Source organism: Magnetospirillum gryphiswaldense MSR-1 v2 (assembly GCF_000513295.1).
In the GTDB taxonomy this organism is placed as follows: domain Bacteria; phylum Pseudomonadota; class Alphaproteobacteria; order Rhodospirillales; family Magnetospirillaceae; genus Magnetospirillum; species Magnetospirillum gryphiswaldense.
The window spans coordinates 719,146-741,828 of record NC_023065.1; the positions used below are offsets into that span (position 1 = coordinate 719,146).

At 64.9% G+C, this 22,683-nt stretch carries 24 protein-coding genes and 1 pseudogene; 15 read left to right on the forward strand and 10 right to left on the reverse strand.

Features of this window, described 5'->3' with window-relative positions:
• Position 1: 1 nt before the first annotated feature.
• The 3 genes from MGMSRV2_RS03405 to MGMSRV2_RS03415 are packed head-to-tail and all read right to left on the reverse strand — an operon-like array spanning position 2 to position 2,692.
• Positions 2-214, reverse strand: a complete 213-nt coding sequence (locus tag MGMSRV2_RS03405; RefSeq protein WP_024078934.1) for a phage head-tail joining protein — start codon at positions 212-214, stop codon at positions 2-4.
• Positions 215-219: 5 nt separating this feature from the next.
• On the reverse strand, positions 220-2,181 hold the full coding sequence (locus tag MGMSRV2_RS03410; protein ID WP_024078935.1) for a phage terminase large subunit family protein: 1,962 nt from the start codon (positions 2,179-2,181) through the stop codon (positions 220-222).
• Entirely contained in the window at positions 2,147-2,692 is a 546-nt protein-coding gene (locus MGMSRV2_RS03415; RefSeq protein ID WP_024078936.1) for a hypothetical protein, read from the reverse strand. Before MGMSRV2_RS03415 ends, MGMSRV2_RS03410 begins: the two co-directional genes overlap by 35 nt.
• A gap of 98 nt (positions 2,693-2,790) precedes the next feature.
• Here MGMSRV2_RS03415 and MGMSRV2_RS03420 point away from each other — a divergent pair, with 98 nt between their 5' ends.
• The 3 genes from MGMSRV2_RS03420 (at position 2,791) to MGMSRV2_RS03430 (ending at position 3,958) form a co-directional block, all read left to right on the forward strand.
• The gene (locus MGMSRV2_RS03420) at positions 2,791-3,147 is read left to right on the forward strand and encodes a hypothetical protein (protein WP_024078937.1); all 357 of its coding nucleotides are present in this window, start codon (positions 2,791-2,793) and stop codon (positions 3,145-3,147) included.
• 326 nt (positions 3,148-3,473) lie between these two features.
• Positions 3,474-3,749 carry a DUF3489 domain-containing protein gene (locus tag MGMSRV2_RS21820; RefSeq protein ID WP_024078938.1) on the forward strand — a complete coding sequence of 92 codons (276 nt, stop codon included), beginning with the start codon at positions 3,474-3,476 and terminating at the stop codon, positions 3,747-3,749.
• 11 nt (positions 3,750-3,760) lie between these two features.
• Positions 3,761-3,958, forward strand: a complete 198-nt coding sequence (locus MGMSRV2_RS03430; RefSeq protein WP_024078939.1) for a hypothetical protein — start codon at positions 3,761-3,763, stop codon at positions 3,956-3,958.
• Between the two features lie 234 nt (positions 3,959-4,192).
• Here MGMSRV2_RS03430 and MGMSRV2_RS03435 read toward each other — a convergent pair whose 3' ends face one another.
• Positions 4,193-4,402, reverse strand: coding sequence for a DUF7220 family protein (locus MGMSRV2_RS03435; RefSeq protein ID WP_024078941.1), 210 nt, complete (start codon positions 4,400-4,402; stop codon positions 4,193-4,195).
• Positions 4,403-4,494: 92 nt separating this feature from the next.
• On the opposite strand from MGMSRV2_RS03435, the gene MGMSRV2_RS21580 reads away from it, so the two are divergent.
• On the forward strand, positions 4,495-4,659 hold the full coding sequence (locus MGMSRV2_RS21580; RefSeq protein WP_024078942.1) for a DUF6900 domain-containing protein: 165 nt from the start codon (positions 4,495-4,497) through the stop codon (positions 4,657-4,659).
• Position 4,660: 1 nt separating this feature from the next.
• Entirely contained in the window at positions 4,661-4,870 is a 210-nt protein-coding gene (locus MGMSRV2_RS03440) for a hypothetical protein (RefSeq protein ID WP_024078943.1), read from the forward strand.
• Here MGMSRV2_RS03440 and MGMSRV2_RS03445 read toward each other — a convergent pair.
• The 3 genes from MGMSRV2_RS03445 to MGMSRV2_RS03455 form a co-directional block, all read right to left on the reverse strand.
• Positions 4,857-6,125 (reverse strand): site-specific DNA-methyltransferase, encoded by a 1,269-nt coding sequence (locus MGMSRV2_RS03445; RefSeq protein ID WP_041633429.1) that lies wholly within the window; start codon positions 6,123-6,125, stop codon positions 4,857-4,859. The two genes, MGMSRV2_RS03440 and MGMSRV2_RS03445, sit on opposite strands and share 14 nt — an antisense overlap.
• A complete protein-coding gene (locus tag MGMSRV2_RS03450) occupies positions 6,122-7,642 on the reverse strand; it encodes a DNA cytosine methyltransferase (RefSeq protein ID WP_024078945.1) in 1,521 nt (506 codons plus the stop codon). The genes MGMSRV2_RS03445 and MGMSRV2_RS03450 overlap by 4 nt, the downstream gene beginning before the upstream one ends.
• A gap of 378 nt (positions 7,643-8,020) precedes the next feature.
• On the reverse strand, positions 8,021-8,317 hold the full coding sequence (locus MGMSRV2_RS03455; protein ID WP_024078947.1) for a DUF6362 family protein: 297 nt from the start codon (positions 8,315-8,317) through the stop codon (positions 8,021-8,023).
• Positions 8,318-8,350: 33 nt separating this feature from the next.
• Here MGMSRV2_RS03455 and MGMSRV2_RS21350 point away from each other — a divergent pair, with 33 nt between their 5' ends.
• The 10 genes and pseudogenes from MGMSRV2_RS21350 to MGMSRV2_RS03500 all read left to right on the forward strand — a co-directional run bounded on the left by MGMSRV2_RS21350 (position 8,351) and on the right by MGMSRV2_RS03500 (position 20,474).
• Positions 8,351-9,145: a putative Ig domain-containing protein gene (locus tag MGMSRV2_RS21350; RefSeq protein ID WP_158497725.1), complete on the forward strand. Its 795-nt coding sequence runs from the start codon at positions 8,351-8,353 to the stop codon at positions 9,143-9,145.
• Between the two features lie 17 nt (positions 9,146-9,162).
• Entirely contained in the window at positions 9,163-10,794 is a 1,632-nt protein-coding gene (locus MGMSRV2_RS03465; RefSeq protein WP_024078949.1) for a TolC family protein, read from the forward strand.
• A 16-nt stretch (positions 10,795-10,810) separates the two neighbouring features.
• Positions 10,811-10,966, forward strand: a pseudogene (locus MGMSRV2_RS03470) (transposase); the annotation flags it as partial.
• A 281-nt stretch (positions 10,967-11,247) separates the two neighbouring features.
• Positions 11,248-14,205: a DUF4347 domain-containing protein gene (locus MGMSRV2_RS03475; RefSeq protein WP_158497726.1), complete on the forward strand. Its 2,958-nt coding sequence runs from the start codon at positions 11,248-11,250 to the stop codon at positions 14,203-14,205.
• Positions 14,206-14,304: 99 nt separating this feature from the next.
• On the forward strand, positions 14,305-15,954 hold the full coding sequence (locus tag MGMSRV2_RS03480; RefSeq protein WP_024078952.1) for a TolC family protein: 1,650 nt from the start codon (positions 14,305-14,307) through the stop codon (positions 15,952-15,954).
• The gene (locus MGMSRV2_RS03485; RefSeq protein WP_024078953.1) at positions 15,951-16,667 is read left to right on the forward strand and encodes an efflux RND transporter periplasmic adaptor subunit; all 717 of its coding nucleotides are present in this window, start codon (positions 15,951-15,953) and stop codon (positions 16,665-16,667) included. Before MGMSRV2_RS03480 ends, MGMSRV2_RS03485 begins: the two co-directional genes overlap by 4 nt.
• 94 nt (positions 16,668-16,761) lie before the next feature.
• On the forward strand, positions 16,762-16,905 hold the full coding sequence (locus tag MGMSRV2_RS21825) for a hypothetical protein (RefSeq protein ID WP_024078954.1): 144 nt from the start codon (positions 16,762-16,764) through the stop codon (positions 16,903-16,905).
• Positions 16,890-18,026 (forward strand): efflux RND transporter periplasmic adaptor subunit, encoded by a 1,137-nt coding sequence (locus MGMSRV2_RS03490; protein WP_024078955.1) that lies wholly within the window; start codon positions 16,890-16,892, stop codon positions 18,024-18,026. The genes MGMSRV2_RS21825 and MGMSRV2_RS03490 overlap by 16 nt, the downstream gene beginning before the upstream one ends.
• Before the next feature lie 3 nt (positions 18,027-18,029).
• A complete protein-coding gene (locus MGMSRV2_RS21830) occupies positions 18,030-20,129 on the forward strand; it encodes a site-2 protease family protein (protein WP_024078956.1) in 2,100 nt (699 codons plus the stop codon).
• Between the two features lie 15 nt (positions 20,130-20,144).
• A complete protein-coding gene (locus tag MGMSRV2_RS03500; RefSeq protein ID WP_024078957.1) occupies positions 20,145-20,474 on the forward strand; it encodes a hypothetical protein in 330 nt (109 codons plus the stop codon).
• A 275-nt stretch (positions 20,475-20,749) separates the two neighbouring features.
• Here MGMSRV2_RS03500 and MGMSRV2_RS03505 read toward each other — a convergent pair whose 3' ends face one another.
• The 3 genes from MGMSRV2_RS03505 to MGMSRV2_RS03515 all read right to left on the reverse strand — a co-directional run bounded on the left by MGMSRV2_RS03505 (position 20,750) and on the right by MGMSRV2_RS03515 (position 22,644).
• On the reverse strand, positions 20,750-21,142 hold the full coding sequence (locus MGMSRV2_RS03505; protein WP_024078958.1) for a HipA domain-containing protein: 393 nt from the start codon (positions 21,140-21,142) through the stop codon (positions 20,750-20,752).
• Positions 21,037-21,699 carry a phospholipase D family nuclease gene (locus MGMSRV2_RS03510; protein WP_277911491.1) on the reverse strand — a complete coding sequence of 221 codons (663 nt, stop codon included), beginning with the start codon at positions 21,697-21,699 and terminating at the stop codon, positions 21,037-21,039. The genes MGMSRV2_RS03505 and MGMSRV2_RS03510 overlap by 106 nt, the downstream gene beginning before the upstream one ends.
• Positions 21,683-22,644 (reverse strand): IS630 family transposase gene (locus tag MGMSRV2_RS03515; protein ID WP_144084247.1). Its coding sequence is split into 2 segments (ribosomal slippage): positions 21,683-22,296 and positions 22,296-22,644, totalling 963 coding nucleotides; the frame shifts between segments, so codons are not numbered across the junction. The genes MGMSRV2_RS03510 and MGMSRV2_RS03515 overlap by 17 nt, the downstream gene beginning before the upstream one ends.
• Between the last annotated feature and the right edge of the window lie 39 nt (positions 22,645-22,683).

Here is a 22,683-nt window from a genome sequence, read left to right on the forward strand (position 1 = left end):
GTCACAGCCCCTTGGTCGCGGCCACCGTCAGGATGTGGCGGCGGGGCTTTCGGCCTTCCAGCACAGCGATGCGGCGGTCGAGATCGGCCAGCACATGGTTGGCCTGGGCCAGATCGTATTGGACGGTGCGGTCACCCACGGTGACACGGGCGACCAGCGAGTTTCGCCGCGCCATCACGCGCTCGCGCTCGGCCTTCATCTCGTCCAAGGTCATCGGGATCAGCCCATGTAGCTGGAATGAAAAACCCGCCGAGCACGGCGGGTTGGGGTGCGGCGGATCTGGCCCGCCTGGGGTTCTTCGGTTTGAGCCAGGTCGGATATGGCCAGTTGCGCTTCCAGATCGCGCCATTTGCTCTCAGGCCAGCGGTCGGCACCGACGATCCAGGAGGCGGCGCGGGCATAGACCCGGCAATCCAGCGCCTCGTTGCGCTCGCGCAGCTTCTGCCATTCCAGTTTCGAGAAGCCGCGGCGGTTCTTCACCGTTACCAACTGCTCTGCGACGAACTGCTTGCACCATTCCGAGTCGGCCCACGATGGCAGATGCACCGTTCCGGCCGGGAAACGGAGGCCCTCGGCCAGTTCCTCATCGGTGGGGCGGTCGAGCCGCAGGAACCTGTAGGTTTCCGACTTGAAGGTGGACACCGCCACGGTCCACAGCTTGGCCCCCCGGCGGATCTTCTTGCCGCCTTCGGTGGCGTCGACCAGGGTAGGGCCGGACACCGGGCTGGCGCGGTTGAACCCTTCCACGCCCTTGACCGGCGAGACCTGGCCGACGCCCATCTTGCGGCCCCAGGTGTAGACCGCCGAGGTCTCGTAGCCGGTATCCACCGCCAGACGGGCGATCTTGAGGCCGACGCCGCTGGCATGCGGCCAAGTGCGACCGAGAACATCCTCCAAGGCCGCCCAGGTCTCGGCCTTTTCGGGGCCGCCATCGATAACCATGTGGTCGACCAGCCAGCTTTCCAGCCCTCGGCCCCAGGCCCAGACATCGATCTCGATGCGGTCCTTCTGGACGTCGGCCCCGGCGGTCAGGAACAGCCCACCCGCAGGCACTGTGCCGTTGGCCCAGGTTTCCCGGCGATCGTACAGGCGCTGCCAATCGGGGGCGTCGCCGGTTTCCACCCAGGTTTCGCCCAGCACGGTGTTGCGGAACACCCGCAAAGCGTCGTCATTGCCCTGGGCGGCCTCCCACAATCGGGCGATCTCGCGCCAGGACTGCCAGCCCGGCGGCGAATAGAGCGCCGAGATGTGGAAGCCCACCAACGTCGGGTCGGTGGTGGTGGCGGTGGCCCGCCATTGCCCCGCTGCCAGCATTGCCGCCTTATGATGTTCGCCGATGTCCTGGTCGCAAACCTCGCAGACGTAACGGACGGTGCCGTACTGCCCCTTGTCCCAGCGCAGCCGGTCGAATTTCAGCCACTGCATGGCCCCGCAATGGGGGCACGGCACGAAGAAGCGGCGCTGGTCGCTGGCCTCGAATTCCCGCTCGATGCGCGACATGCCGCGGATCGTGGGCGTCGAGGCCAGGAACACCTTACGGCGATGGGCGAAGGTCAGCGACCTTGCCTCGGCCAGTGCCACCGGGTCGCCTTCCTCGTCAGCGGAGGCCGGATAGGCGTCCACTTCGTCGAGAAACAGATAGCGGGCGGGCATGGAGCGCAGGCCCACAGCGCTATTGGCCCCGGTTAGCACCAGCGTGCCGCCGGGAAAGTCCTTCGACAGCATGGTGTTGCCGGCGTCGCGCGAGCGGGCCGGTTTGACCCGTTCGCGGATGGCCGGGCTTTCGTCAATCAGCGGATCGATGCGCTGGCGGGACGCACGTTTGGCCATCTCCACCGTCGGCTGGACGCACAGCATCGGCCCCGGCGCATGGTGGATGACGAAGCCGATGAAACAACACCCGGCCTCGGTCGCGCCCACCTGGGCGGCTTTCATGAACACCACCCGCTGCACCGGACTGGTGGGCGACAGCGCGTCCATGATGTCGCCCATATAGGGGGTGCGGGCCGTGCGATAGCGGCCCGGTTCTGCCGAGGCGCGGCTGGACAGCATGCGGTGCTGATCGGCCCATTGGGACACGGTCAGCAGCGGGTCGGGGCGCATCCCGTCACACCATGCTGCCAGGATCTGCTCCGCGCCATCGAACTCAGCGGAACTCCGGCTTGAGATCGGCAAGTTCATTCAGATGCGCCCTGACATGGTTTTCCAGCAACACCTGCATGGTGTGCGGCTCGATCCCGGCTTCCGCCGCCATCTGACCGGCGACACGGGCGGGCCAGGTCACCCAGGCATCCCGCTCCTGGCGGGCCAGCTTGAACACCAGGGCTAGGGCATTGGCGCGGTCGATCACTTCGTCCTTCAGACGCTGGACCTGGATGCGAGCCTTCTGCGCCTTGGCGACTTCGTGGGCGGTGCGGGCCTGGTTGAAGTTGGCGCCCGTTGCGGGCAATGCCTCGCGCTGGGGTGGCGATGAAAGAGCCGCTTGGATCGGCGGAATCGGTGCTGCCTTCTCCGGTGCGGGTGCCGGAGCCTTGCGGGCAGGATCGGTCTGGGCGTCCCAGGCAGCGTCGGCCTTGGCCGGGTCGATGCTGCCGTCCGGTTCCTGGGGGATGCGTCCGGCCTTGGCGGCCCGCAGCACCGAGACGTGACTGACCCCGCGATGCCGCGCATAGGCGCGTATCGACAGCCCCATGACGGGAACTCCGAGAAAGCAATGAAACGATCGACTTATCGAGTTGATGTCATCGCCCGACAGAGCGATGGATGGTCCCACGAACAGCGGGGGACCGAATGATGAGCGTGCCGACCAACAACAGCGAATGGGGCTTCTTCGGAACCATCCGCGACCATGCCGATCAGGCCGAAGCCTGGAACATGGCGATGACCGCGATCCAGACCGCCACAGGCTGCCCCTCCCATGCGGTCAGGGATTTTCTGGACAGCACCTCCGGGCGTCATTTCGCCGACGACGTCGCCAACGGGCTTTTTGCCGGCCAAACGCTGGAGGTGGCCACCGAGGCGGCGGTGAGCCGCTGGATGGGCTGGAAGATCACCCGCCGCACTTCCCGCGACACCGGCATCCCCAGCGGGCTGCCCTACCTGACCGGCTTCGTCGCCCACTTCGAGATCATGGCCGACGCCGATTGATCGGCGGTTATTCCCTCCACCCCGACCGGCGTCAGGCTGGCGGGGCTTGGGGTGGTACAGGCGGCGGGATTGGCCCGCGCCGTTCTTGGAGGACCACCCCATGATCCAGCTTTCCGACACCCAGGCCATCATCCTGTCCGCCGCCTGCGCCCGTGAGGGCGGTTGCCTGCTGCCGATCACCGCCAGTCTGAAGGGCGGTGCGGTCAACATGGTGCTGACCAGCTTGATCAAGAAGGAACTGGCCGAGGAAATTCCTGCCGAACCCGGTGCCCCCGTCTGGCGCCACGGGCGCGGAAACGGCCCCGGAAGAGGAACCGGCGACGGACATGGCCGACCAGCAGGAACCCCTGGCGACGGAGGCCGACACCGACACGGAGGGCGAACCCGTCCGCAAGATGCGCCAGGGAACCAAGCAGGAAGCGCTGATCGCCATGCTGAAGCGCCCCGAGGGGGCCTGCATCGCCGAGATCATGGAGGCCACCGGCTGGCTGGCACACACGATTCGCGGGGCCATCGCCGGGGCTTTGAAAAAGAAGCTGGGCCTGACGGTCGCCAGCGAGAAGGTCGATGGGCGCGGTCGCGTGTATCGCATCCAAGACTGAGGAGAGCGACCATGCCCCATTATAGCGTGATCATCACCCGCGACGTCACCGAAAGCACCGTCATTCAAGTCGAAGCCGAAACACCGGATCAGGCCGAGACGGCGGCCTTCGCGAAGCTGCACGGCAGCGCCTTCATCGAGTGGGAACTCCATGAAGGCTCCTGGAACAAGGGCGATTCCTATGTCACCGGCGTGGACGAACTGCCCTGATGGCGCTCGACCTCGGTCAACACCAGGAGAGCAAGGTCGAGAGCCGGGTAATCCCCGGCTTTCGACGCGCTTTCCACCTTTTCCTTCGCCAATGTTGTGGCGCGACCGCCGTGCCGCTGGAGCAGCTCGGTTGCTGTGCGCGAGATGATGGCGGGATCAATCGGCATTGATTAACAGAACCTTTCCGAAGCGCGGATCTGCACAGTAGGGTCGTCAGCGCCCGAATCCAAGCTCCTACCGGATCCGCTCGAACACCCGCCGTAGGACGAAGCCCCGCAACAGGGACACAGCGGCGAAGACCGCACCAATGGCCAGATCGTCGGAAATGGTGATGCGGATGCCGAACAGCGGGAACACCACCACCTGCGTCGTCACCGCCAAGGCATAGCCAATGACCACATTGGCGACAGCCTCTATCAGCGACATGCGAGGGCTTTGGCGCATTCATCTAATCCATTGAAACTGATTGATTAATCGACTTGATAAGCCTGCGGGACAGAGCGTAACTGGCTCCACCACAACGAAGGAGCCGAACGATGAAAACCCGCGACGAAGCCCTGGCGAACATCGCCGCCACCATCCTGGATCTGGAAACCTTGGACACCCGCAACAGCGACCGCCAGGACTTCCACGAACTGGCGGTTTGGCAAATTAAGAAGGCCCTGGAAGCCGCCTATGCCGCCGGGCGGGAGGCCAAGTAACATGGCCCTGACCGTCCGCCCCACCGCAGCGCTGAAGGCCCATCCACAGTGGTCGCAGACCGACTTCGAGTACTTCCGGGGCAAGGGCTATTCCAACCCGCAGATCCTGGAATTTTGGGAGCGCGACCTGCGCTTGGGGTGCAAGCCGGTGAACTGGAAGCCCACCGACTGCAAGTACCAGACCTCGCTGCGCCGGATCACCCGGCGTTGATCGCCTTCCCGGCGGCGACTTCCTCGAAACTCCGGCCATCCCCGTCCAGCACGGCCTTCTGCCCGGTCAGCTTCTGCCAGCGCCCGACGATCACGTCGGCATAGGCCGGGTTCAATTCCATGGCAAAGCAGATGCGCCCTGTGGTCTCGGCAGCGATCACCGTGGTGCCGCTGCCCGCGAACGGCTCGTACACCCCGTCGCCCTCGGCGCTGTTGTTGAGGATCGGGCGGCGCATGCATTCCACCGGCTTCTGGGTGCCGTGAACCGTTGCTTCGTCCTCGTCGCCGTTGTTGCCGATGGCCCAAACGGTGGCCTGATCCCGAGCGCCCTGCCAATGGCCGGTGCCGTTCTTGCGTACGGCATACCAGCAGGGCTCGTGCTGCCAGTGGTAATCACCACGGCCCAGGACGAAGCGGTTCTTCGACCAGATGATCTGGGCGCGGATTTTGAAGTCGTTGGCTTCCAGGCTGTCGGCGACCACTTTGGCGTAGATCGCCGCGTGCCAGACATAGGCGACCTCGCCAGGGAACAGCGCCCAGGCTTCGCTCCAGTCGGCACGGTCATCGTTGGCCACCTTACCGGTGCGGGTGGTGGACGACACCCCTGCCTCGTTCCGCCAAGTGGGATCGTATTCCACCCCGTAAGGTGGATCTGTGGTCATCAGATGCGGCACTGCCCCGGCCAACAGGCGCTCCACGTCGGTGGCGCTGGTGCTGTCGCCGCACAGCAGGCGGTGGCGACCCAATATCCACAAATCGCCGGGCCGCGTCACCGGATCGGCGGGCGGCTCGGGGATTTCATCTTCACCGGCCTCGCCATCCCCATCGCCTTCGTCGTCGAGGGGCGCCATCAGGGCGTCCAGTTCCTCTTCCGAGAAACCGATCAGATCCAGGTCATAACCCTCGGCATTGAGTGCGTGCAGTTCCGCCGACAGGGTTTCATCGTCCCACCCGGCATTCAGGGCCAGCTTGTTGTCGGCCAGGATGTAGGCGCGGCGTTGGGCTTCGGTCAGATGATCGAGAATCACCACCGGCACCGTGTCCAGCCCCAGGGATTTGGCGGCGGCCAGTCGGCCATGCCCGGCGATGACGTTGCCCTGGCTGTCGGCCAGCACCGGATTGGTCCAGCCGAACTCGACAATGCTGGCAGCGATCTGGGCCACCTGGACGTCCGAATGGGTCCGCGCATTGCGGCCATAGGGGATCAGCCGGTCGATGGGCCAAGGCTCGACCGTGTCGGGAAACGGATGGTTCATTGTCGTTTTCCAGCGTTCTGGATGCGGCGGCCCAGCCAAGTCATCACCGGCACGGCCATGGAATTGCCCAGTGCCCGATAGCGCGGGCCGTCGGGGCAGTCTCCAGCCACCTTCCGCCGCCAGGGGATCATGGTGTAATCGTCAGGGAAACCTTGGAGCCGCTCGCATTCCCGAGGCGTCAGGCGGCGCACCGCCATGCCGGGGGAATGGACGGCAAAGGGCGATTTCTCAAAGGCCCGCAGGCAGTCGGTATGATCCACGGCAATGCCGAGCGACGATTGGGTATTACCGCTCTTGTGCATGTTGAACGCCACGGCGTGCTGCTTGCCCGCCTGCAACGTGAACATGGGATCGCCGTCACCACCGATGCCGATTCCGGCACGGGGATCCGTGGTGCTGATGCCCGTGCGGGCACCTGCTTCCAGAATGGGAAACGCAACCGGCACCAAGGGCGTGCCGCGCCCGGTCCCATCTTCCGAAGCATCGAAGCCCTCGCCGCGCAGGGAATGGGTGACCAGGGTGTCGATGTCGGGCCGGTGAGCGAGGTTCGCCTTGGCCCGCAGGGTGTGGGCGATCAGGGTGTCGGTGCAGTCGCTATCGACGCCACGGGACAGGTCGCGAGCCCGCAATGTGGTGGCGACGAAAGTCTCGGTCTCGAAATCCATCCGCCCGCTGGCCGAGGCACAGGCGTTGAGCGCCGTGGCGATGTCGATGGGGCCGGAGGTATTGTTGCCGCCGAACGCCTCGGCGATCAATCCGCCGCTGGTGGCGAATGACGTTTCGCCGCTGCGGCCAGCGCGAGCATCAAGCGTGGGGGCAACTGCTTGTTCCGCTTCTCGGCGCGGCGGATGATCCCGGCGCACGCCTTCGCGCTCAAAAAGTACTTGGACGGGATCGGCCCGCTCTCGAGCACCTGCGATAACGAACACACGGCGGCGGCGTTGGGCCAGGCCGAAATATTGGGCGTCGAGCACCCGCCACGCGACTGTACGCGTGGGTCCAAACACAATACCAGCGTCCGACCATTTGCCCCCTGGCGGGACAACCGGACCATCTTCTCCGGCCAGTCCGCCCAGAAGGCATCCGAAGGCGTTGTCGCGGGTGGAGAGGACTCCTGGGACGTTTTCCCAAACAACCCAAGCTGGATCGATGGCATCGGCGAGTTCCACGAATTTGAGGGCAAGATTGCCGCGGGAATCGTTCAGCGACTTGCGCAGACCCGCCACCGAGAAGGCTTGGCAGGGCGTCCCGCCCACCAGCACGTCGATCTTCCCCCGCCATGCCGAACCGTCGATGGCGGTCATGTCGCCCAGGTTGGGAATAGCCGGATAGCGTTGGGCCAGTATGGCGGACGGGAACGGTTCGATCTCGGCGAAAAATGCCGCCCGCCAGCCCAACGGCTCCCACGCCGCCGTCGCCGCCTCGATTCCGCTGCACACCGAGCCGTAAACCAAGCCCTGGGCGTGCGGCATCGAGCCGAGCGCCGGGGATACCGGCTCGGTGTGAGCAAGCTGCATGATTGTCGCCGTGGTACGGGTGGTACAGGGGTGGTAGCCACAAGCCCGGCTACCGGGGGGCTACCACCCAGCCGGAAAGCTCGAAAGGCGCGCTGTCCTTGGACAAACGCGCCTTTCGGGGTGGTAACTGGTACGGGGTGGTAGCCTTGATTTTTCGGCTGTCGCTAGCGAAGTTCGGCGCTGTTGCCCCCCGCATAGCAAATGTGCCAGGGAGGACCCGCGATATACGCGCTACCCCGCCCTGGTTCGTTCTAATCTTTCGCCCGACCGGGGCGGCGGATCATCATGTGATCGTGTTCGCCGCCCCTCTTGAGCATGTCCAACTATTACCTCAATTCGCCCTCTCCGGTCGCGTAGGAAAGTGTCTCGTTTTTCGCTTTACTGCATCTTACGAACATCAAGCACTTGCCGCAGGGAGATGTTCTTGGGGATGCGCTTGCCGTTGAGCTTCCAGGCGATCAGGCACAGGGCGAACATCCAGTGCCGGTGGGCGGCGGCGCGGGACAGGCCGACATTCCAGCAGACCACCTTCCACGGCTTCCCCTCGGCCCGCTGCCAGACGATCTTGGCGTCGACCTGATCAAGCTGCTGTAGCCACGGCAGGGCTTCGTCCATGCGGGTGATGGCGGCGGCAGAGGGTGGCGGGCGGCGAAAGGTCGCCTCTTCGGCGGCCAAGCTTTCCTGGATATAGGGCGGCCAAGTGCTGGCATGCCCCTGAACCTTACCCTCACCGACCAGGTGCCGGCTCCGCCGCCACCTCCGCCACCACCGCCGCCACCGCCGCCGCCACCACCACCGCCGCCGCCGATCGAGGCCCCGCCGGCGCCGCCACCGCGCGTGGCGGAAGGGCTGACGCGGCCAGCCGGCAACGCCTTCCAGGTGGTGGTGGCAAGCAAGCCTGCCGGGGCCCCCGACGCCCTTGTCATCAACACGCCAGTGCGTGACGCCGTAATCGCCGAAGGCACCCGCATCGCCGTGACGGTGCCTTCGGAAGCCTTCGCCCACACCAAGGCCGACGCCACGGTGACCCTGACCGCCACCCGCGACACGGGCGCGGCGCTGCCCGCCTGGATGGCTTTCAACCCGCAGACCGGCACCTTCGAGGGGACGCCGCCGCCCGGCTTCAAGGGTGAGGTGGTGGTGCGCGTCGTCGCCCGCGACCAGGATGGCCGCGAGGCGGTGCAGACCTTCAAGATCGTGGTCGGTACCGCCGGCCAGGGCAACATCGCTCCCGGCCAGCGCGGTGGTGAAGGGCAAGGCCAGGGACAAGGTGAAGGCCAAGGACAGCCGCAAGGCGGCGAAGGCCAGGGCCAGGGCCAGCCACAGGGTGTCCCCGGCCAGACCGGCGATTCCGGCCCCATGGACGGAGTCAAACAGGCAAACGCCAAGCCGATTGGCCGTCCCAGCCTGACAGAGCAATTGCATGCATTGAGTTTTAAGGGCGGTGTCGCTCGTCAGATCGCGTTGTTTGAAGCCGTTAAGCGTGGCGGTAAGGCCGCGTAAGTCCAAGGGGGATGGTTATGGTTATTTCTGCTTTTGGTGCCCGGCGCCTGCTGGCATCCGTGTCTTTGGTTGCGCTGCTTTCCGCCTGCGCCATGACGCCCGAGCCTTTCACCCCCGAGCAGCTTGCCCAAAGCTCGAAGGATGATCGCACCGACATGTTCAAGTCAGGCGAGCCGCTTTCCGGCCCATTGACGGTGTCCGAGGCTATTGCGCGGGCCTTGAAGCACAATCTGGATCGCCGCGCCAAGGTGATGGAAGAAGCCCTCGCCCTGGGCCAGACCGACATCGACCGCTGGGACATGCTGCCCAAGCTGGTAGCCAACGGTAATTTCACCTCGCGCTCCGAGCCCAACGCCACCCGCTCGCGCGATCTTTATACCCAGACCACCAGCACCTCGAACCCCACCTATTCCACCGACCGCGACAATTACACCGCCGATCTCGGGCTGTCGTGGAACGTGCTGGATTTCGGCCTGTCCTATTTCACCGCCAAGCAGAACGCCGACCGCGCCCTGATCGCCGCCGAAAGGAAGCGAAAGGCGGTGCACAATCTGGTGCAGGAAGTGCGTTTCGCCTTCTGGCGCACGGCCGCGCATCAGGAATTGCGCGAGGAAGTCGATCGAGCGGTGGCCGAGGCCAAGGTGGCGCTGGACCGCGCCAAGACGGTGGAAAGGGAGAACCTTAAGGCGCCGGCCGAGGCACTGCGCTATCAGAAGAGCCTGCTGGAGACCCTGCGCCAGCTGACCGCCATCCAGCAGGAGCTGTCCACCGCCGAGATCGAGCTGGCGGCGCTGATCAACGCGCCGCCGGGGACCAAGCTGGGGCTGGAGGTGCCGAAAGAGCTGAAGGTGCCGGCCTGGGATCTCGGCGTCGAGCGCATGGAGGAACTGGCCTTCGCCGGCAACGCCGATCTGCGCGAGCAGGGCTACCTGGCCCGGGTGGCGGTCAACGACACCCGCAAGGCCATCGCCCGGCTGTTCCCCGGCATCACCTTCTCGGGCAGCCGCAATTACGACCACAACTCGTTCCTGATGAACAATCACTGGTACGAGGCCGGCGCCAAGCTGTCGTGGAACCTGATGAACCTGGTCTCGGGCCCCGACGCCATCGCCTATGCCGAGACCAACGAGGAGGTGACCAAGGCCCGCCGGCTGGCCCAACGCATGGCGGTGCTGGCCCAGGTGCACGTCTCGGAGCGCCAGTTCCACAACGCGGCCAGCCAGTTCGACCAGTCCGACCAGCTGTGGAAGGTGGATGCCCGCCTGTTCGAGCTGTCCGAGGCCAGGGCCGCCAACGACGCCCAAGGCATGCTGGAACGGGTGGCGGGCCGCGCCTCGGCCATCGCCTCGCAATTGCGGCGCTTCCAGACCTATGCTCAGGTGGAACAGGCCTATGCCAAGATGCAGGCCAGCATCGGCCACGATCTGATGCCCGACGCGGTGGCCAGCCACGATCTGCCGTCCCTGTCGGCGGTCATCGCCGAGCGTCTGGTCGCGTGGGAGCGCGGCGAGAACCAGGTGCCGTTGGCGGACGCGCCGGCCTCGGCCCCGGCCCCGGACCTTGCGGTTTCCACCGCAGCCGAGCCCGCTCCTCAGGAAAGCGCCCTTGAACGTCTGATCGCCCAGGTGCGGCAATTTTGGGCTGAATGAGGGCGGCGACCCTGGCCGCGTGGCCGCCTTCCACAACCAGCGTGGTACGGCGGAGCAGTACATCAAGGAGGGCGAGAATGCGGTGAAGTGGACCCGGCTGTCGTGCCGGACCATGAAGGCCAACGCCGTCCGGCTCCGGCTCCAGCTTCATGCCCTGGCCTACAACCTGTCCAATGCGGCTATCGTCGCGCCATTTCGCCTTCCGGTTGGACCGGAACTAGGGTACCCTGCCGTCAACCAGGGGCGGATGGACCGCCCATATGGGAAATGTCCGTTAATTGGCCAGTCTTTGATTGGCCGCGTCAAGAGGCCGGTGGGCGTGCTCGCCGAGCAAACAGCCCTGTTCAATGCGGTGTCGCACGACGGCAAGGCTAGGTGACTCGATGCTGGCGTCGCGAAAGTGGCTGGGGGAAGAAAATGTTGGGATCGGGCCGGATCAAGGAAGAACGGAAAATGGCGCCGAGCCGTTTGCGGACGGCCCGGCCACTGATCATGGCATTGGAGCCGCGCTTGATGTTCGATGGCGCGGCGGTGGATACGGCGATCCATGCTCTCTCGGTTGCTGACAGCCCGCAGACGGCGGCCCCGGCTCCGCCGGTCCGCAATGAGATCGCGTTCATCGACGGCGGACTGAAGGATTTGAATATTCTTGCGCAGGGGATGCGTGACGGTGTCGAGGTTCATGTGCTCGATGTCGATCGTGACGGCCTGGAGCAGATGACCGAGGTGCTGCAGGGGCGTAGCAATGTCGATGCCATCCACGTCATCAGCCACGGTGCCGAAGGCCAGGTGCAGTTGGGCACCACCGTGCTGTCGCTGTCGAACCTTGATCCGCGCGGAGCGGATCTGCGCCAAATCGGTCAAGCGCTGACGGCGGATGGCGACATCCTGCTGTATGGCTGCGATGTCGGACAGGGAACTATCGGCGGCGCCTTTGTCGGCCGCCTGGGGTTGATTACCGGTGCCGATATCGCATCCTCGGTCGACGCTACCGGCACGCCAGGGAATTGGACTTTGGAGCATGGCACCGGTGCCATCGAAGCGACGGCCGCGCTTTCCGACGCGGCCCAGGCTGCGTACGTCCATACCCTGGCCTTTCCAGCCGGCTGGGGCAATGGCGGAGCAGCCACAGGCAATAGTATGGCGGTGGATGGCTCGGGCAACGTCTACACCACCGGGTATTTTAGCGGAACAGTCGACTTCGACCCCGCGGGGGGGACAACCTACAACCTGACCAGTACCGGGGGCAATGACATCTTCGTCCAGAAGCTCGACGCCACCGGCGCGCTGGTGTGGGCCGTGACAATGGGAGCGGCTGGCGCTGACGTCGGCAGGGGCATCGCGGTGGATGGCTCGGGCAACGTCTACACCACCGGGCATTTTAGCGGAACAGTCGACTTCGACCCCGCGACGGGGACAACCAACAACCTGACCAGTGCGGGGGGCATTGAAACCTTCGTCCAGAAGCTCGACGCCAACGGCGCCCTGGTGTGGGCCGCCAGGATAGGGTTGGCTACCTCCGACACAGGCACCGACATCGCGGTGGATGGCTCGGGCAACGTCTACTGGACGGGGGGTTATAATAACTCGGACTATGTCGTCCAAAAACGCAACGCCAACGGCGCCGTGGTGTGGAGCAAGCTCACCTCTGGCGGTGGTACAGAATTAGGCAACGGTATCGCGGTGGATGGCTCGGGCAACGTCTACACCACCGGGTATTTTAGCGGAACAATCGACTTCGACCCCGGGGCGGGGACAACCTACAACCTGACCAGTGCGGGGGGCACTGACACCTTCGTCCAGAAACTCGACGCCAACGGCGCCCTGGTGTGGGCCAGGGCGATGGGGGGGGTGGGCGCTGACGTCGGCAAGGGCATCGCGGTGGATGGCTCGGGCAACGTCTACACCACCGGGTCTTTCACCGGAACGGGCGACTTCGACCCCGGGGCGGGGACAACCTACAACCTGACCAGTGCGGGGGGCACTGACACCTTCGTCCAGAAGCTCGACGCCACCGGCGCCCTGGTGTGGGCCAGGGCGATGGGGGGGGCTGCCGCAGACACGGGCACCGGCCTCGCGGTGGGCTCGAGTTACGTCTACACCACCGGGTCTTTTACCGGAACCGCCGACTTCGACCCCGGGGCGGGTACGCGCAACCTGATCGGCGGAGCGGGCACCAATGCGTTCGTCAGCCGCCTTGACCTATCTGGCAATTTCGTAGTGGTCAACAATTCCCCCACCGGTGCCGTGTCGGTCAGCGGCACCGCCACCCAGGGCCAGACTCTGACAGGGTCCAATACCCTGGCCGATGCGGATGGCCTGGGGGCTGTATCCTACCAGTGGCAATCCTCGCCCGACGGCAATACCTGGAGCGCCATCAACGGCGCCACAGCATCCACCTTCACCCTGACCCAGGCGCAGGTGGGGCGCCAGGTGCGCGTGGTGGCAAGCTACACCGACGGCCAGAACACGGCGGAAAGCGTGGCCTCCGGCGCCACCGCTGCCGTGGCCAATCCCGACGTCGCACCGATCATTACGTCCCCGCCGCCGCCACCGCCGCCGCCGGTGGTCGAGGCCCCCAAGCCCGCACCGCCCAAGGATAGCGGCCCGGTGGCGCCACTGGTGACGGTGGTGCGCGACAACACGCCCGCGCCGACGACCTTCCAGGCCCCAGCGGCTCCGGTTGTGACCCAGACCCAAGCCCCCGCCGCGCCGACCTTGGCGCCCACCGGTGCTCAGACGGTGCAGACCATTCCGGCGACCCTGACCGCGCCGTCGGCGCAAGCCTTCCAGGTGGCGGTGGCCGTCAGGGCGGCGGGTGGCGGAGACGCCCTGGTGGTCAATGCACCGGTGAGGGATTCGGTGATCGCCGAGGGCACCCGCATCGCCGTGACGGTACCGTCGGAAGCCTTCGCCCATACCAAGGCCGATGCCACGGTGACCCTGACCGCCACCCGCGACACGGGCGCGGCGCTGCCCGCCTGGATGGCTTTCAACCCGCAGACCGGCACCTTCGAGGGGACGCCGCCGCCCGGCTTCAAGGGTGAGGTGGTGGTGCGCGTCATCGCCCGCGACCAGGATGGCCGCGAGGCGGTGCAGACCTTCAAGATCGTGGTCGGCACTGCCGGCCAGGGCAACATCGCTCCCGGCCAGCGCGGTGGTGAAGGGCAAGGCCAGGGACAAGGTGAAGGCCAAGGACAGCCGCAAGGCGGCGAAGGCCAGGGCCAGCCCCAGGGTGCCCCCGGCCAGACCGGCGATTCAGGCCCCATGGACGGAGTCAAACAGGCAAACGCCAAGCCCGTGGGGCGGCCCAGCCTGACCGAGCAATTGCATGCATTCAGTTTCAAGGGCGGTGTCGCCCGTCAGATCGCGTTGTTTGAAGCCGTTAAGCGTGGCGGTAAGGCCGCGTAAGTCTGGTGAAGCCCTGGCTTCACCCTGCCGCCATTGAGGCGGCGGCCAAGCGAATGGAATGAGCGCCCGGCGAGGGAAAATATACTGAGGGGGATGGTTATGGTTATTTCTGCTTTTGGTGCCCGGCGCCTGCTGGCATCCGTGTCTTTGGTCGCGCTGCTTTCCGCCTGCGCCATGACGCCCGAGCCCTTCACCCCCGAGCAGCTTGCCCAAAGCTCAAAGGATGACCGCGCCGACATGTTCAAGTCGGGGGAACCGCTTTCCGGCCCATTGACGGTGTCCGAGGCTATTGCGCGGGCCTTGAAGCACAATCTGGATCGCCGTGCCAAGGTGATGGAAGAAGCCCTCGCCCTGGGCCAGACCGACATCGACCGCTGGGACATGCTGCCCAAGCTGGTGGCCAACGGCAATTTCACCTCGCGCTCCGAGCCCAACGCCACCCGCTCGCGTGATCTTTATACCCAGACCACCAGCACCTCTAATCCCACCTATTCGGCGGATCGCGACAATTACACCGCCGATCTGGGGCTTTCCTGGAACGTGCTGGATTTCGGGCTTAGCTACTTCACCGCCAAGCAGAACGCCGACCGTGCCCTGATCGCCACCGAGCGTAAGCGCAAGGCCGTCCACAATCTGGTGCAGGAAGTGCGCTTCGCCTTCTGGCGGGCGGCGGCCCACCAGGAACTGAAGGTCGAGGTGGATACTGCGGTGGCCGAAGCCAAGGTGGCGCTGGATCGGGCCGAGATTGTGGAAAAGGAAAACCTGAAGGCCCCGGCCGAGGCGTTGCGCTATCAGAAAAGCCTGCTGGAGACGCTGCGCCAGCTGACCGCCATTCAACAGGAACTCAGCACCGCCGAGATCGAGCTGGCGGCGCTGATCAATGCGCCCCCCGGCACCAAGCTGGTGCTGGATGTGCCCAAGGACATGACCGTCCCCGCCTGGGATCTGGATCTGGAAAAGATGGAGGAAGTGGCCTTCGTCAATAACCCCGATCTGCGCGAACAGGGCTATCAGGCCCGCATCTCGGCCAATGACACCAGAAAGGCCATCGCCCGGCTGTTCCCCGGCATCACTTTTTCCGCCAGCCGCAATTACGATCATAACTCGTTCCTGATGGCCAACCACTGGTACGAAGCGGGAGCCAAGCTGTCGTGGAACCTGATGAATCTGGTCAGCGGCCCTGACGCCATCAAATACGCCGAAACCACCGAGGATGTGGCCAAGGCCAAGCGCCTGGCGCTGCGCATGGCGGTGCTGGCCCAGGTGCATGTGTCAGAGCGCCAGTTCCGCAATTCCATCAGCCAGTACCAGCAATCCGACAAGCTGTGGCGGGTCGATACCCGGCTGTTCCAATTGTCGGAAGCCAAGACCGCCAACGACGCCCAGGGCATGCTGGAACGGGTCGCCGGCCGCGCCTCGGCCATCGCCTCGGCGCTCAGGCGCTTCCAGACCTATGCCCAGGTCGAGCAATCCTACGCCAAGATGCAGGCGTCGCTGGGTCAGGATCTGATGCCCGACAGCGTCGCCGGCCACGACCTTTCCGGCTTGTCGGCGGCCATCGCCGAACGGCTGGCGGCCTGGGGTGCGGTAGAGAACAAGGCGAAGCCGGAGGCCCAGATCCTGGCGTCCCAGCCGGTTGCATCCCCTCCGCAACCGGCCTTGCCTGAACAGAACGGAGGTGGCTGGTTGAACGGCATCAGCCGTTTTTTTGGCCAGGATGAAAGCGAAGACCAGGTCGCATCACGATGAAGGCCGGCCTTCCCGTCATCATCCTTTTGGTGCTGGGAAGTGTGCCGGCGCTGGGACAGGAACTGCGTGCCCAGCTCAGCCCCCGTGATTTCACCACCTTGGCCGCCGAGATCGGGGCCAAGGTGGAACGTATCGCCGTCCGCGAAGGCGAGCGCTTCAAGAAGGGCGACACGCTGGTCGCCTTCGATTGTTCCATACAGCGGGCGCAACTGGCCGAGGCCAGGGCATCACTATCGGCCGCCGACAAGACGGTGGCGGTCAATGCCAGGCTTCTGGAATTGCAGACCATCGGCAAGCTGGAAAGCGATGTCGCCCTGGCCGAACGCGACAAGGCCCGCGCCCGTGAAGCCGCCGGTGCAGCGGTAACCGCCAAATGCGCTGTTCCGGCGCCCTTCGACGGAAGGGTGGTGGAACAGAAGGTCCGCGCCCAGCAATATGTCCAGCCCGGTCAGGCCCTGCTGGACGTGCTGGACGATTCGGTATTGGAGCTGGACTTCGTCGTGCCCAGCAAATGGCTGGTGTGGCTGAAGCCCGGCCACGGCTTCCAGGTGGCCATAGACGAGACCGGAAAGACCTATCCGGTGAAGCTGACCCGCGTTGGCGCCCGCATCGATCCGGTCAGCCAGTCGGTGCGCATCACCGGCGCCATCGGCGGCCACTTCCCGGAATTGTCGGCCGGCATGTCGGGCAGAGTGCTGCTCTCTCCCCCATGATGGAGCGCAGCGACTGGCGCGTTGAGCGCCCGCGAACCAATGTGAGCGCAAGCCAAGCGTGCGGATGCACGCGCCCGGCGCCTGAGGGGCAATCATGATGGACATCATCCATGCCTGGCTTGAGCTCGAACACCGGATCCTGAAGGCCAAGCGCCCGGTCGAGGCCGAGTTCGCCGCCGTTAATCTGGCCCATACCCTGGTGTCCTATCGTCAAGCCGTGCTGTGGGATCAGGGGTAGTCGCCCTGTCGGGGGCGGCGTCGGTCGAGACCAATGCGCCCTTCGTGCTGTGGCTGGACAAGACCATCCGCCACCTGCATCCCGACCACGCCACCCTGGTGGGGGGCGACGACCTGCCTGCGGAGTTGCGCGATCAATGGGGCGAGTGGCTTCCCGTCCATGGACTGATCCTGCCTTGTGGGTCTGCCACCCTGCTGTTCGCCCGTGACGAGCCCTTTACCGAAGGTGAAGTCGCCCTGCTCGAACGTCTGGCCGATCTGGTTGGCATGACCCGCGCCGCGCTGTTGCCGCGCAAGCGTGCCTTCAAGATGCCGACGGGCCGCCGCGCCTGGGCCTTGGCTGCACTTGGATTGGCCGCGTTGTTCTTCCCCGTCACCGGCTCGGTGCTGGCTCCGGCTGAAAGCGTGCCAGCCCACCCCATAATGGTGCGTGCCCCCCTGGACGGCGTGGTGGACAAGGTGCTGGTGCGTCCCAACGATGCGGTCACCGAAGGCCAAATCCTGTTCGCCCTGGATGCAACCACGATTTCCGGGCGGCTGGACGTGGCCCGCCAGACCCAAGCCACAGCGGAAGCCGAATACCGCCAAGCCGCCCAGGCCATGGTGTTTGACGCCAAGGCCAAGGCGCAGGTGGCCATCCTGGCAGGCAAGGCCGAGGAAAAGGCCGCCGAGGTCCGGCTGCTGGAAAACCAGTTGGCCCGTATCGAGGCCAAGGCGCCGCGCCCCGGCATCGCCGTGTTTGACGATGCCGCCGACTGGATCGGCCGTCCGGTGGTGGTGGGTGAAAAGGTGATGGCGGTGGCCGACGAGACGGACACCGAGATCGAAGCCTGGGTCTCGGTCGTGGATGTGGGTGAGGTGCGGGTGGATGGCACACTGACCTTTTTCCTCAACACCGACCCGCTGTCGCCGGTGAAGGCCAAGGTTCGTTCCGTCGCCTATGAAGCCAATGCCCGGCCCGATTCCACCATCGCCCACCGGGTCCGCGCCAGCCTGACCTCGCCCCAAAAGCCTCGCCTGGGCCTGAAAGGCACGGCTCGCATCGACGGCGACACCGTGCCGCTGGTGTGGTGGTTCTTCCGCCGTCCGCTGGCCACCATCCGCCAGTTCGTGGGGGTCTGAGCCATGTTTGGCGCCGTCGCCCTGCCATCCTTGCGCGACGATCTGGCCCTGCTGCCCGGCCCGCCCGCTCATGACGGCGCTCCCACCTGGACCCTGCACGACCCGCTGTCCAACCGCTTCTTCCGCCTGTCCTGGCCGGCCTTCGAGGTGCTGTCACGCTGGCATCTGGGCAGCCCAACCGACGTGGCCAAATCCGTTTGCGCCGAGACCCCGCTGGACCTGGATGACCAGGATGTAGCCAGTGTGGTCGAGTTCTTGGCCCGTGGCGGCTTGCTGAAGGCCGAAACCCCGAAGGACGTTGACCGGCTGCTGGCCATCCACGATGCGGCCAAGACCAGTTGGCTCACCTGGGCCTTGCACCATTACCTGTTCTTCCGCATCCCCCTGGTCCGGCCCGATGCCTGGCTGACCAGGACTTTGCCCTTCGTCGCCTGGATGGGTTCACGCCCCTTTCGGCTGGCCACGCTGGCCGCGCTGCTGCTGGGACTGTTGATGGTAGGGCGGCAATGGGACCGCTTCGCCGCCACCTTCGTTGATCATTTCTCGCTGAGCGGGCTGGCCGCTTTCGGGATCGCGCTGGGCTTCGCCAAGATGGCCCACGAACTGGGCCACGCCTTCACCGCCAAATCCTATGGCTGCCGAGTGCCCACCATGGGCGTGGCCTTCCTGGTGCTGTGGCCCATGCTCTACACCGACGTCAACGATGCCTGGAAGCTGACCGACCGGCGTCAGCGGCTGATGGTGGGGGCGGCGGGCATTCTGGCCGAAATGACCATCGCCGCCTGGGCAGTACTGGCCTGGGGGCTGTTGCCCGAGGGCCCCGCCAAGGGCATGACCTTCACCCTGGCGGTCACCACCCTGATCTCGTCATTGGCCATCAACCTCAGCCCGTTCATGCGCTTCGACGGCTATTTCCTGGCCATGGACGCGCTGGATCAGCCCAATCTGCACCCGCGCAGCTTCGCGCTGGCCCGCTGGCACCTCAGAGAAGTGCTGTTCGGTCTGAACGAGCCGGTGCCGGAACACCTACCCTCCACCACAAGGGCCTGGATGATCGTCTTCGCCTGGGCGGTATGGATTTATCGGCTGGCGCTGTTCCTGGGCATCGCCGTTCTAGTCTACCACTTCTTCATCAAGGTAGTCGGCATCGTCCTGTTCGTGGTGGAAATCGGCTGGTTCGTGATCAAGCCGTTCTGGGCCGAGATGGCGGAGTGGCGGAAACGTCTGCCTGCCATCCGCGCCAGCCGACGTAGTCGCTGGCCTCTGGGCGGTTTGCTGTTCGTGTTGCTGATCCTGCTGGTGCCGTGGTCGGGCCGCGTCTCGGCCCCAGCCATTCTGAAGGCGGAAAGCCACATGGCGCTGTATGCCCCCAGCTCCTCTATCCTGGCGGAGATCCGGGTGGCCGAGGGTCAGAAGGTGGAGGTAGGAACGGTGCTGGCCCGCCTGGACAACCCCGATCTGGCCTTGCGTCTCCAGCAGGTCGAGCGGCGCATTGGTGTGCTGAAATACGAGCTTTCCGCCACAGGGTTCGAGGACAGCTTCCGCAACCGCACCCAATCCATCACCCAGGAACTGGCCGGCGCCGTGGCCGAACGCGCAGCCATCCAAGCGGAAACCGACAGGCTAACCCTGGTGGCCCCCATGGCCGCCACCATCACCGACATTTCGCCCAACTTACAGCCCGGCCAGTGGATCAATGGCCGCGAACCCATCCTGGGCTTGCGCGTCGGCACCGTGCTGGAAGCCTATGTTGCCGAATCCGACCTTCCCCGCATCGCAAAAAACAACTCGGCCCGCTTCATCCCCGAAGGCGGCGGCACGGCTATGGACGCCACCATCGCCGCCATCGACCGTGTCGCCGTTAAGGCGCTCACCGAACCATCCCTGGCCGCCCCCTATGGCGGCACCATCCCCGCCCGCTTCGCCGACAAGACCCTGGTGCCCGACGGCGCCCTTTACCGCGTCCGCCTGGCCACCGACACCCCAACCGCTTTCGCCGCCCCCATGCGCGGCCAAATCCACATGGATGGACAACGTCAATCCCTGATGGGCAGCGCCCTGCGATCCGCCGCCGCCGTGCTGATCCGCGAATGGGGCTTCTGAATTGAGGAGATCGTCATGAGAAAACTGCCCTTGGCCCTGGTCATCCTGACCCTGCTGTCACCGCTGAACGCCATTTCCGCGGACAAGCCCGAAGCGAATCCGGATGCGGTCTATGCATCCAACCGCGCCGTCGATCTGGAGGTGATGCGCCTGCGCCTGGGAACCAATCCATCCCCAGGTGCGACGGCCACACTGATTGAGGCCGAGGACCTGCTGCGCCGCTTCAAGCAAGCCCCTGCCAAGGACAAACCCGCTTTGCGGTCACAGATCGACGCAGCCGTGGCCCGGATGGAAATGGACGCGGCCACCATGAAGCAGAGGGATGGAAAGCTGCCGGGGGATTGACAGCAGCAGTACCGTCAATCGGGAAGCCCCTTTGATCCGTTCATAGCGCCAATCCCAGATTCACCCTCCTTCCTCTACGACACGAGGCTGGTACAATCCATTTTGGTCCAAACTGGAAGATAACTACGGATTATCGATCCGGGCGCAGAAGGCGCCACACGGGGCTTGCCGCCATAGACCCTACGCTGCCGCGCCTGGATCAGCGCCAGGGTGATTGATCCGCTGGTGAATGAAAATGCCGATACCAGGATCTCCTGGCGGGCCAGCTCACGCTATCACGGTGCTGGCCGAACACTGCCGACAGTCAGCGCCAGCCGCAGTTCGTCGTGATCAAATGCCGTCTCCATACGCTCGATCTCCGACGGCTTGACGTGCATGGAGGCCGCCACCGTTTTCCACTGCGCTGTCGCGGCGGCAACTTCCCGGATGATGGCATCGGCGTCGGTCTGGGCCAAACCGAAATACCCGGCACTCTCCCGCGCCAGCTCAATCGAGCAGGTGCCTTCGTCCAGGCTGATATTGGTCGACAGGATGTGCGCCTTCACGTCGGCTGGAACCGGATTCAGGTCGTAGGCCGGTGACAGCCGCCAGCCATTCTCGCCCGCCCACAAAAAACCGTGATTACGCAGATGGTCATCGACATTCGACACCAGGATGTTGAACACCATCCGCCGGAACAGTTCGGCGGCATCGGCGTCAGTGTCGGAGCCATAGGTCCGCAGGGCTGCCTCACCTTTGGCATGCCGAGCAGGCTATACCGCTGCGCTTGGGCTGCGTCAGTGATCACCAACAGATTTTCCGCGTTCTTTTCCTGGGCGGCACGGCTGAAGTTGAAACTGCCGGTGATGACGCGTTCCCGGTCAATCACCATGATCTTGTTGTGGGCGATGGCGTGTTCGCGATCGACAGTCACAGGCACCTTGGCAATGACCAATGTGTCGGCCGCAATCTGTCCCTTGTTTTCACATGCCGCCTTTTCAGCCCGGCAGAAATTCGATTTGTCGAGGATGGCCCTGACGTCGACGCCCCGCTTCTTAGCGGCAACCAGCGCCTTGACGATATCGGGATTGGTGAAGCTGTACGCCTGAACCAAGACTTCCCGCTTGGCAGCGGCGATTTGATCCACGATCACGGCGGTGCAATCCTCACCGGGGGTGAAGCATACGCGAATATCGCTGGCATAAGCTGTGCCGAACGCTAGAGCATTTTCACATCGAGCGTCCATATCCGTCGTGGGCGAAGAAATTGGCGCATTCCTCGGGCGGAAACAGGTCGATGAGTTTTCCGATCACGTCCCATAAGGTGTTGATGGTGCGGGCTTGCGCCTTTCGCAGCAGGCTCTTGAGCTTGGCGAAGGCGAGCTCGATGGGATTGAGGTCTGGGGAGTAGGGCGGCAGATACCGCAGGGTGGCCCCTCGGGCTTCGATGAGTTGCTTGACCCCTGCCACCTTGTGGGCGGGCAGATTGTCCATTACGACGATGTCGCCGGGCCGCAAGGTCGGAGCCAGGACCTGCTCGACATAGGCCAGGAAGATCGCGCCATTCATCGCCTTGTCGATGACGAAGGGGGCGGAGATTCCGTCATGCCGGAGCGCCCCGACGAAGGTGGTCATTTTCCAATGACCGTGCGGCACCGCAGCCAGCAGCCGCTGACCGCGCGGCGCCCGTCCGTAGCGCCGGGTCATGTTGGTCGATGCCCCGGTTTCATCAAGGAAGACCAAGCGGGTTGGGTCCAGCGCCGGCTGCTCGGCTCGCCAGGCGATGCGTCCTTCGGCTACGTCGGGACGTTCCTGCTCGGCAGCATGCGCACTCTTTTTTTCAGACTGAGGTCGAGCCGCTCAAGCGTGTTCCACAGGCCGCCGACGCTGATCGACACGCCCAATTCGGCCAGAACCCAGGCGCGCAACTCAGCCAGCGTGGCATCGGGCTCGACCTTGATCTGCGCCTGCAACGCCTCAAGGTGAGCCGCCAGCTTCTGTCCTGGCCGCCCAGGCCGTGGCTTCACCGTCGTCTCGCCGGTGGCCCGGCGGCGGCCTTGGGCCTTGTAGATGTACGAAACGCTCACCCGGAACAGCGGCGCCACCTCGTAGGCGCTCATGCCGCTGTCCACAGCCGCCAAAACTCTATCGCGCAAGTCCTGAGAATAGGACTGCCCTGAGCGCCACGTCATCGCATCATCCTCGGGAGCGTTGTTACCGAAGATGTTGAA

What these genes read in the sequence shown, in the direction of transcription:
- MGMSRV2_RS03405 (WP_024078934.1), bottom strand. Translation starts at nt 214, where the DNA reads ATGACCTTGGACGAGATGAAGGCCGAGCGCGAGCGCGTGATGGCGCGG.
- MGMSRV2_RS03410 (WP_024078935.1), bottom strand. Translation starts at nt 2,181, where the DNA reads ATGAACTTGCCGATCTCAAGCCGGAGTTCCGCTGAGTTCGATGGCGCG.
- MGMSRV2_RS03415 (WP_024078936.1), bottom strand. Translation starts at nt 2,692, where the DNA reads ATGGGGCTGTCGATACGCGCCTATGCGCGGCATCGCGGGGTCAGTCAC.
- MGMSRV2_RS03420 (WP_024078937.1), top strand. Translation starts at nt 2,791, where the DNA reads ATGATGAGCGTGCCGACCAACAACAGCGAATGGGGCTTCTTCGGAACC.
- MGMSRV2_RS21820 (WP_024078938.1), top strand. Translation starts at nt 3,474, where the DNA reads ATGGCCGACCAGCAGGAACCCCTGGCGACGGAGGCCGACACCGACACG.
- MGMSRV2_RS03430 (WP_024078939.1), top strand. Translation starts at nt 3,761, where the DNA reads ATGCCCCATTATAGCGTGATCATCACCCGCGACGTCACCGAAAGCACC.
- MGMSRV2_RS03435 (WP_024078941.1), bottom strand. Translation starts at nt 4,402, where the DNA reads ATGCGCCAAAGCCCTCGCATGTCGCTGATAGAGGCTGTCGCCAATGTG.
- MGMSRV2_RS21580 (WP_024078942.1), top strand. Translation starts at nt 4,495, where the DNA reads ATGAAAACCCGCGACGAAGCCCTGGCGAACATCGCCGCCACCATCCTG.
- MGMSRV2_RS03440 (WP_024078943.1), top strand. Translation starts at nt 4,661, where the DNA reads ATGGCCCTGACCGTCCGCCCCACCGCAGCGCTGAAGGCCCATCCACAG.
- MGMSRV2_RS03445 (WP_041633429.1), bottom strand. Translation starts at nt 6,125, where the DNA reads ATGAACCATCCGTTTCCCGACACGGTCGAGCCTTGGCCCATCGACCGG.
- MGMSRV2_RS03450 (WP_024078945.1), bottom strand. Translation starts at nt 7,642, where the DNA reads ATGCAGCTTGCTCACACCGAGCCGGTATCCCCGGCGCTCGGCTCGATG.
- MGMSRV2_RS21350 (WP_158497725.1), top strand. Translation starts at nt 8,351, where the DNA reads ATGCCCCTGAACCTTACCCTCACCGACCAGGTGCCGGCTCCGCCGCCA.
- MGMSRV2_RS03465 (WP_024078949.1), top strand. Translation starts at nt 9,163, where the DNA reads ATGGTTATTTCTGCTTTTGGTGCCCGGCGCCTGCTGGCATCCGTGTCT.
- MGMSRV2_RS03475 (WP_158497726.1), top strand. Translation starts at nt 11,248, where the DNA reads ATGGCGCCGAGCCGTTTGCGGACGGCCCGGCCACTGATCATGGCATTG.
- MGMSRV2_RS03480 (WP_024078952.1), top strand. Translation starts at nt 14,305, where the DNA reads ATGGTTATTTCTGCTTTTGGTGCCCGGCGCCTGCTGGCATCCGTGTCT.
- MGMSRV2_RS03485 (WP_024078953.1), top strand. Translation starts at nt 15,951, where the DNA reads ATGAAGGCCGGCCTTCCCGTCATCATCCTTTTGGTGCTGGGAAGTGTG.
- MGMSRV2_RS21825 (WP_024078954.1), top strand. Translation starts at nt 16,762, where the DNA reads ATGATGGACATCATCCATGCCTGGCTTGAGCTCGAACACCGGATCCTG.
- MGMSRV2_RS21830 (WP_024078956.1), top strand. Translation starts at nt 18,030, where the DNA reads ATGTTTGGCGCCGTCGCCCTGCCATCCTTGCGCGACGATCTGGCCCTG.
- MGMSRV2_RS03500 (WP_024078957.1), top strand. Translation starts at nt 20,145, where the DNA reads ATGAGAAAACTGCCCTTGGCCCTGGTCATCCTGACCCTGCTGTCACCG.
- MGMSRV2_RS03505 (WP_024078958.1), bottom strand. Translation starts at nt 21,142, where the DNA reads ATGGTGTTCAACATCCTGGTGTCGAATGTCGATGACCATCTGCGTAAT.
- MGMSRV2_RS03510 (WP_277911491.1), bottom strand. Translation starts at nt 21,699, where the DNA reads ATGGACGCTCGATGTGAAAATGCTCTAGCGTTCGGCACAGCTTATGCC.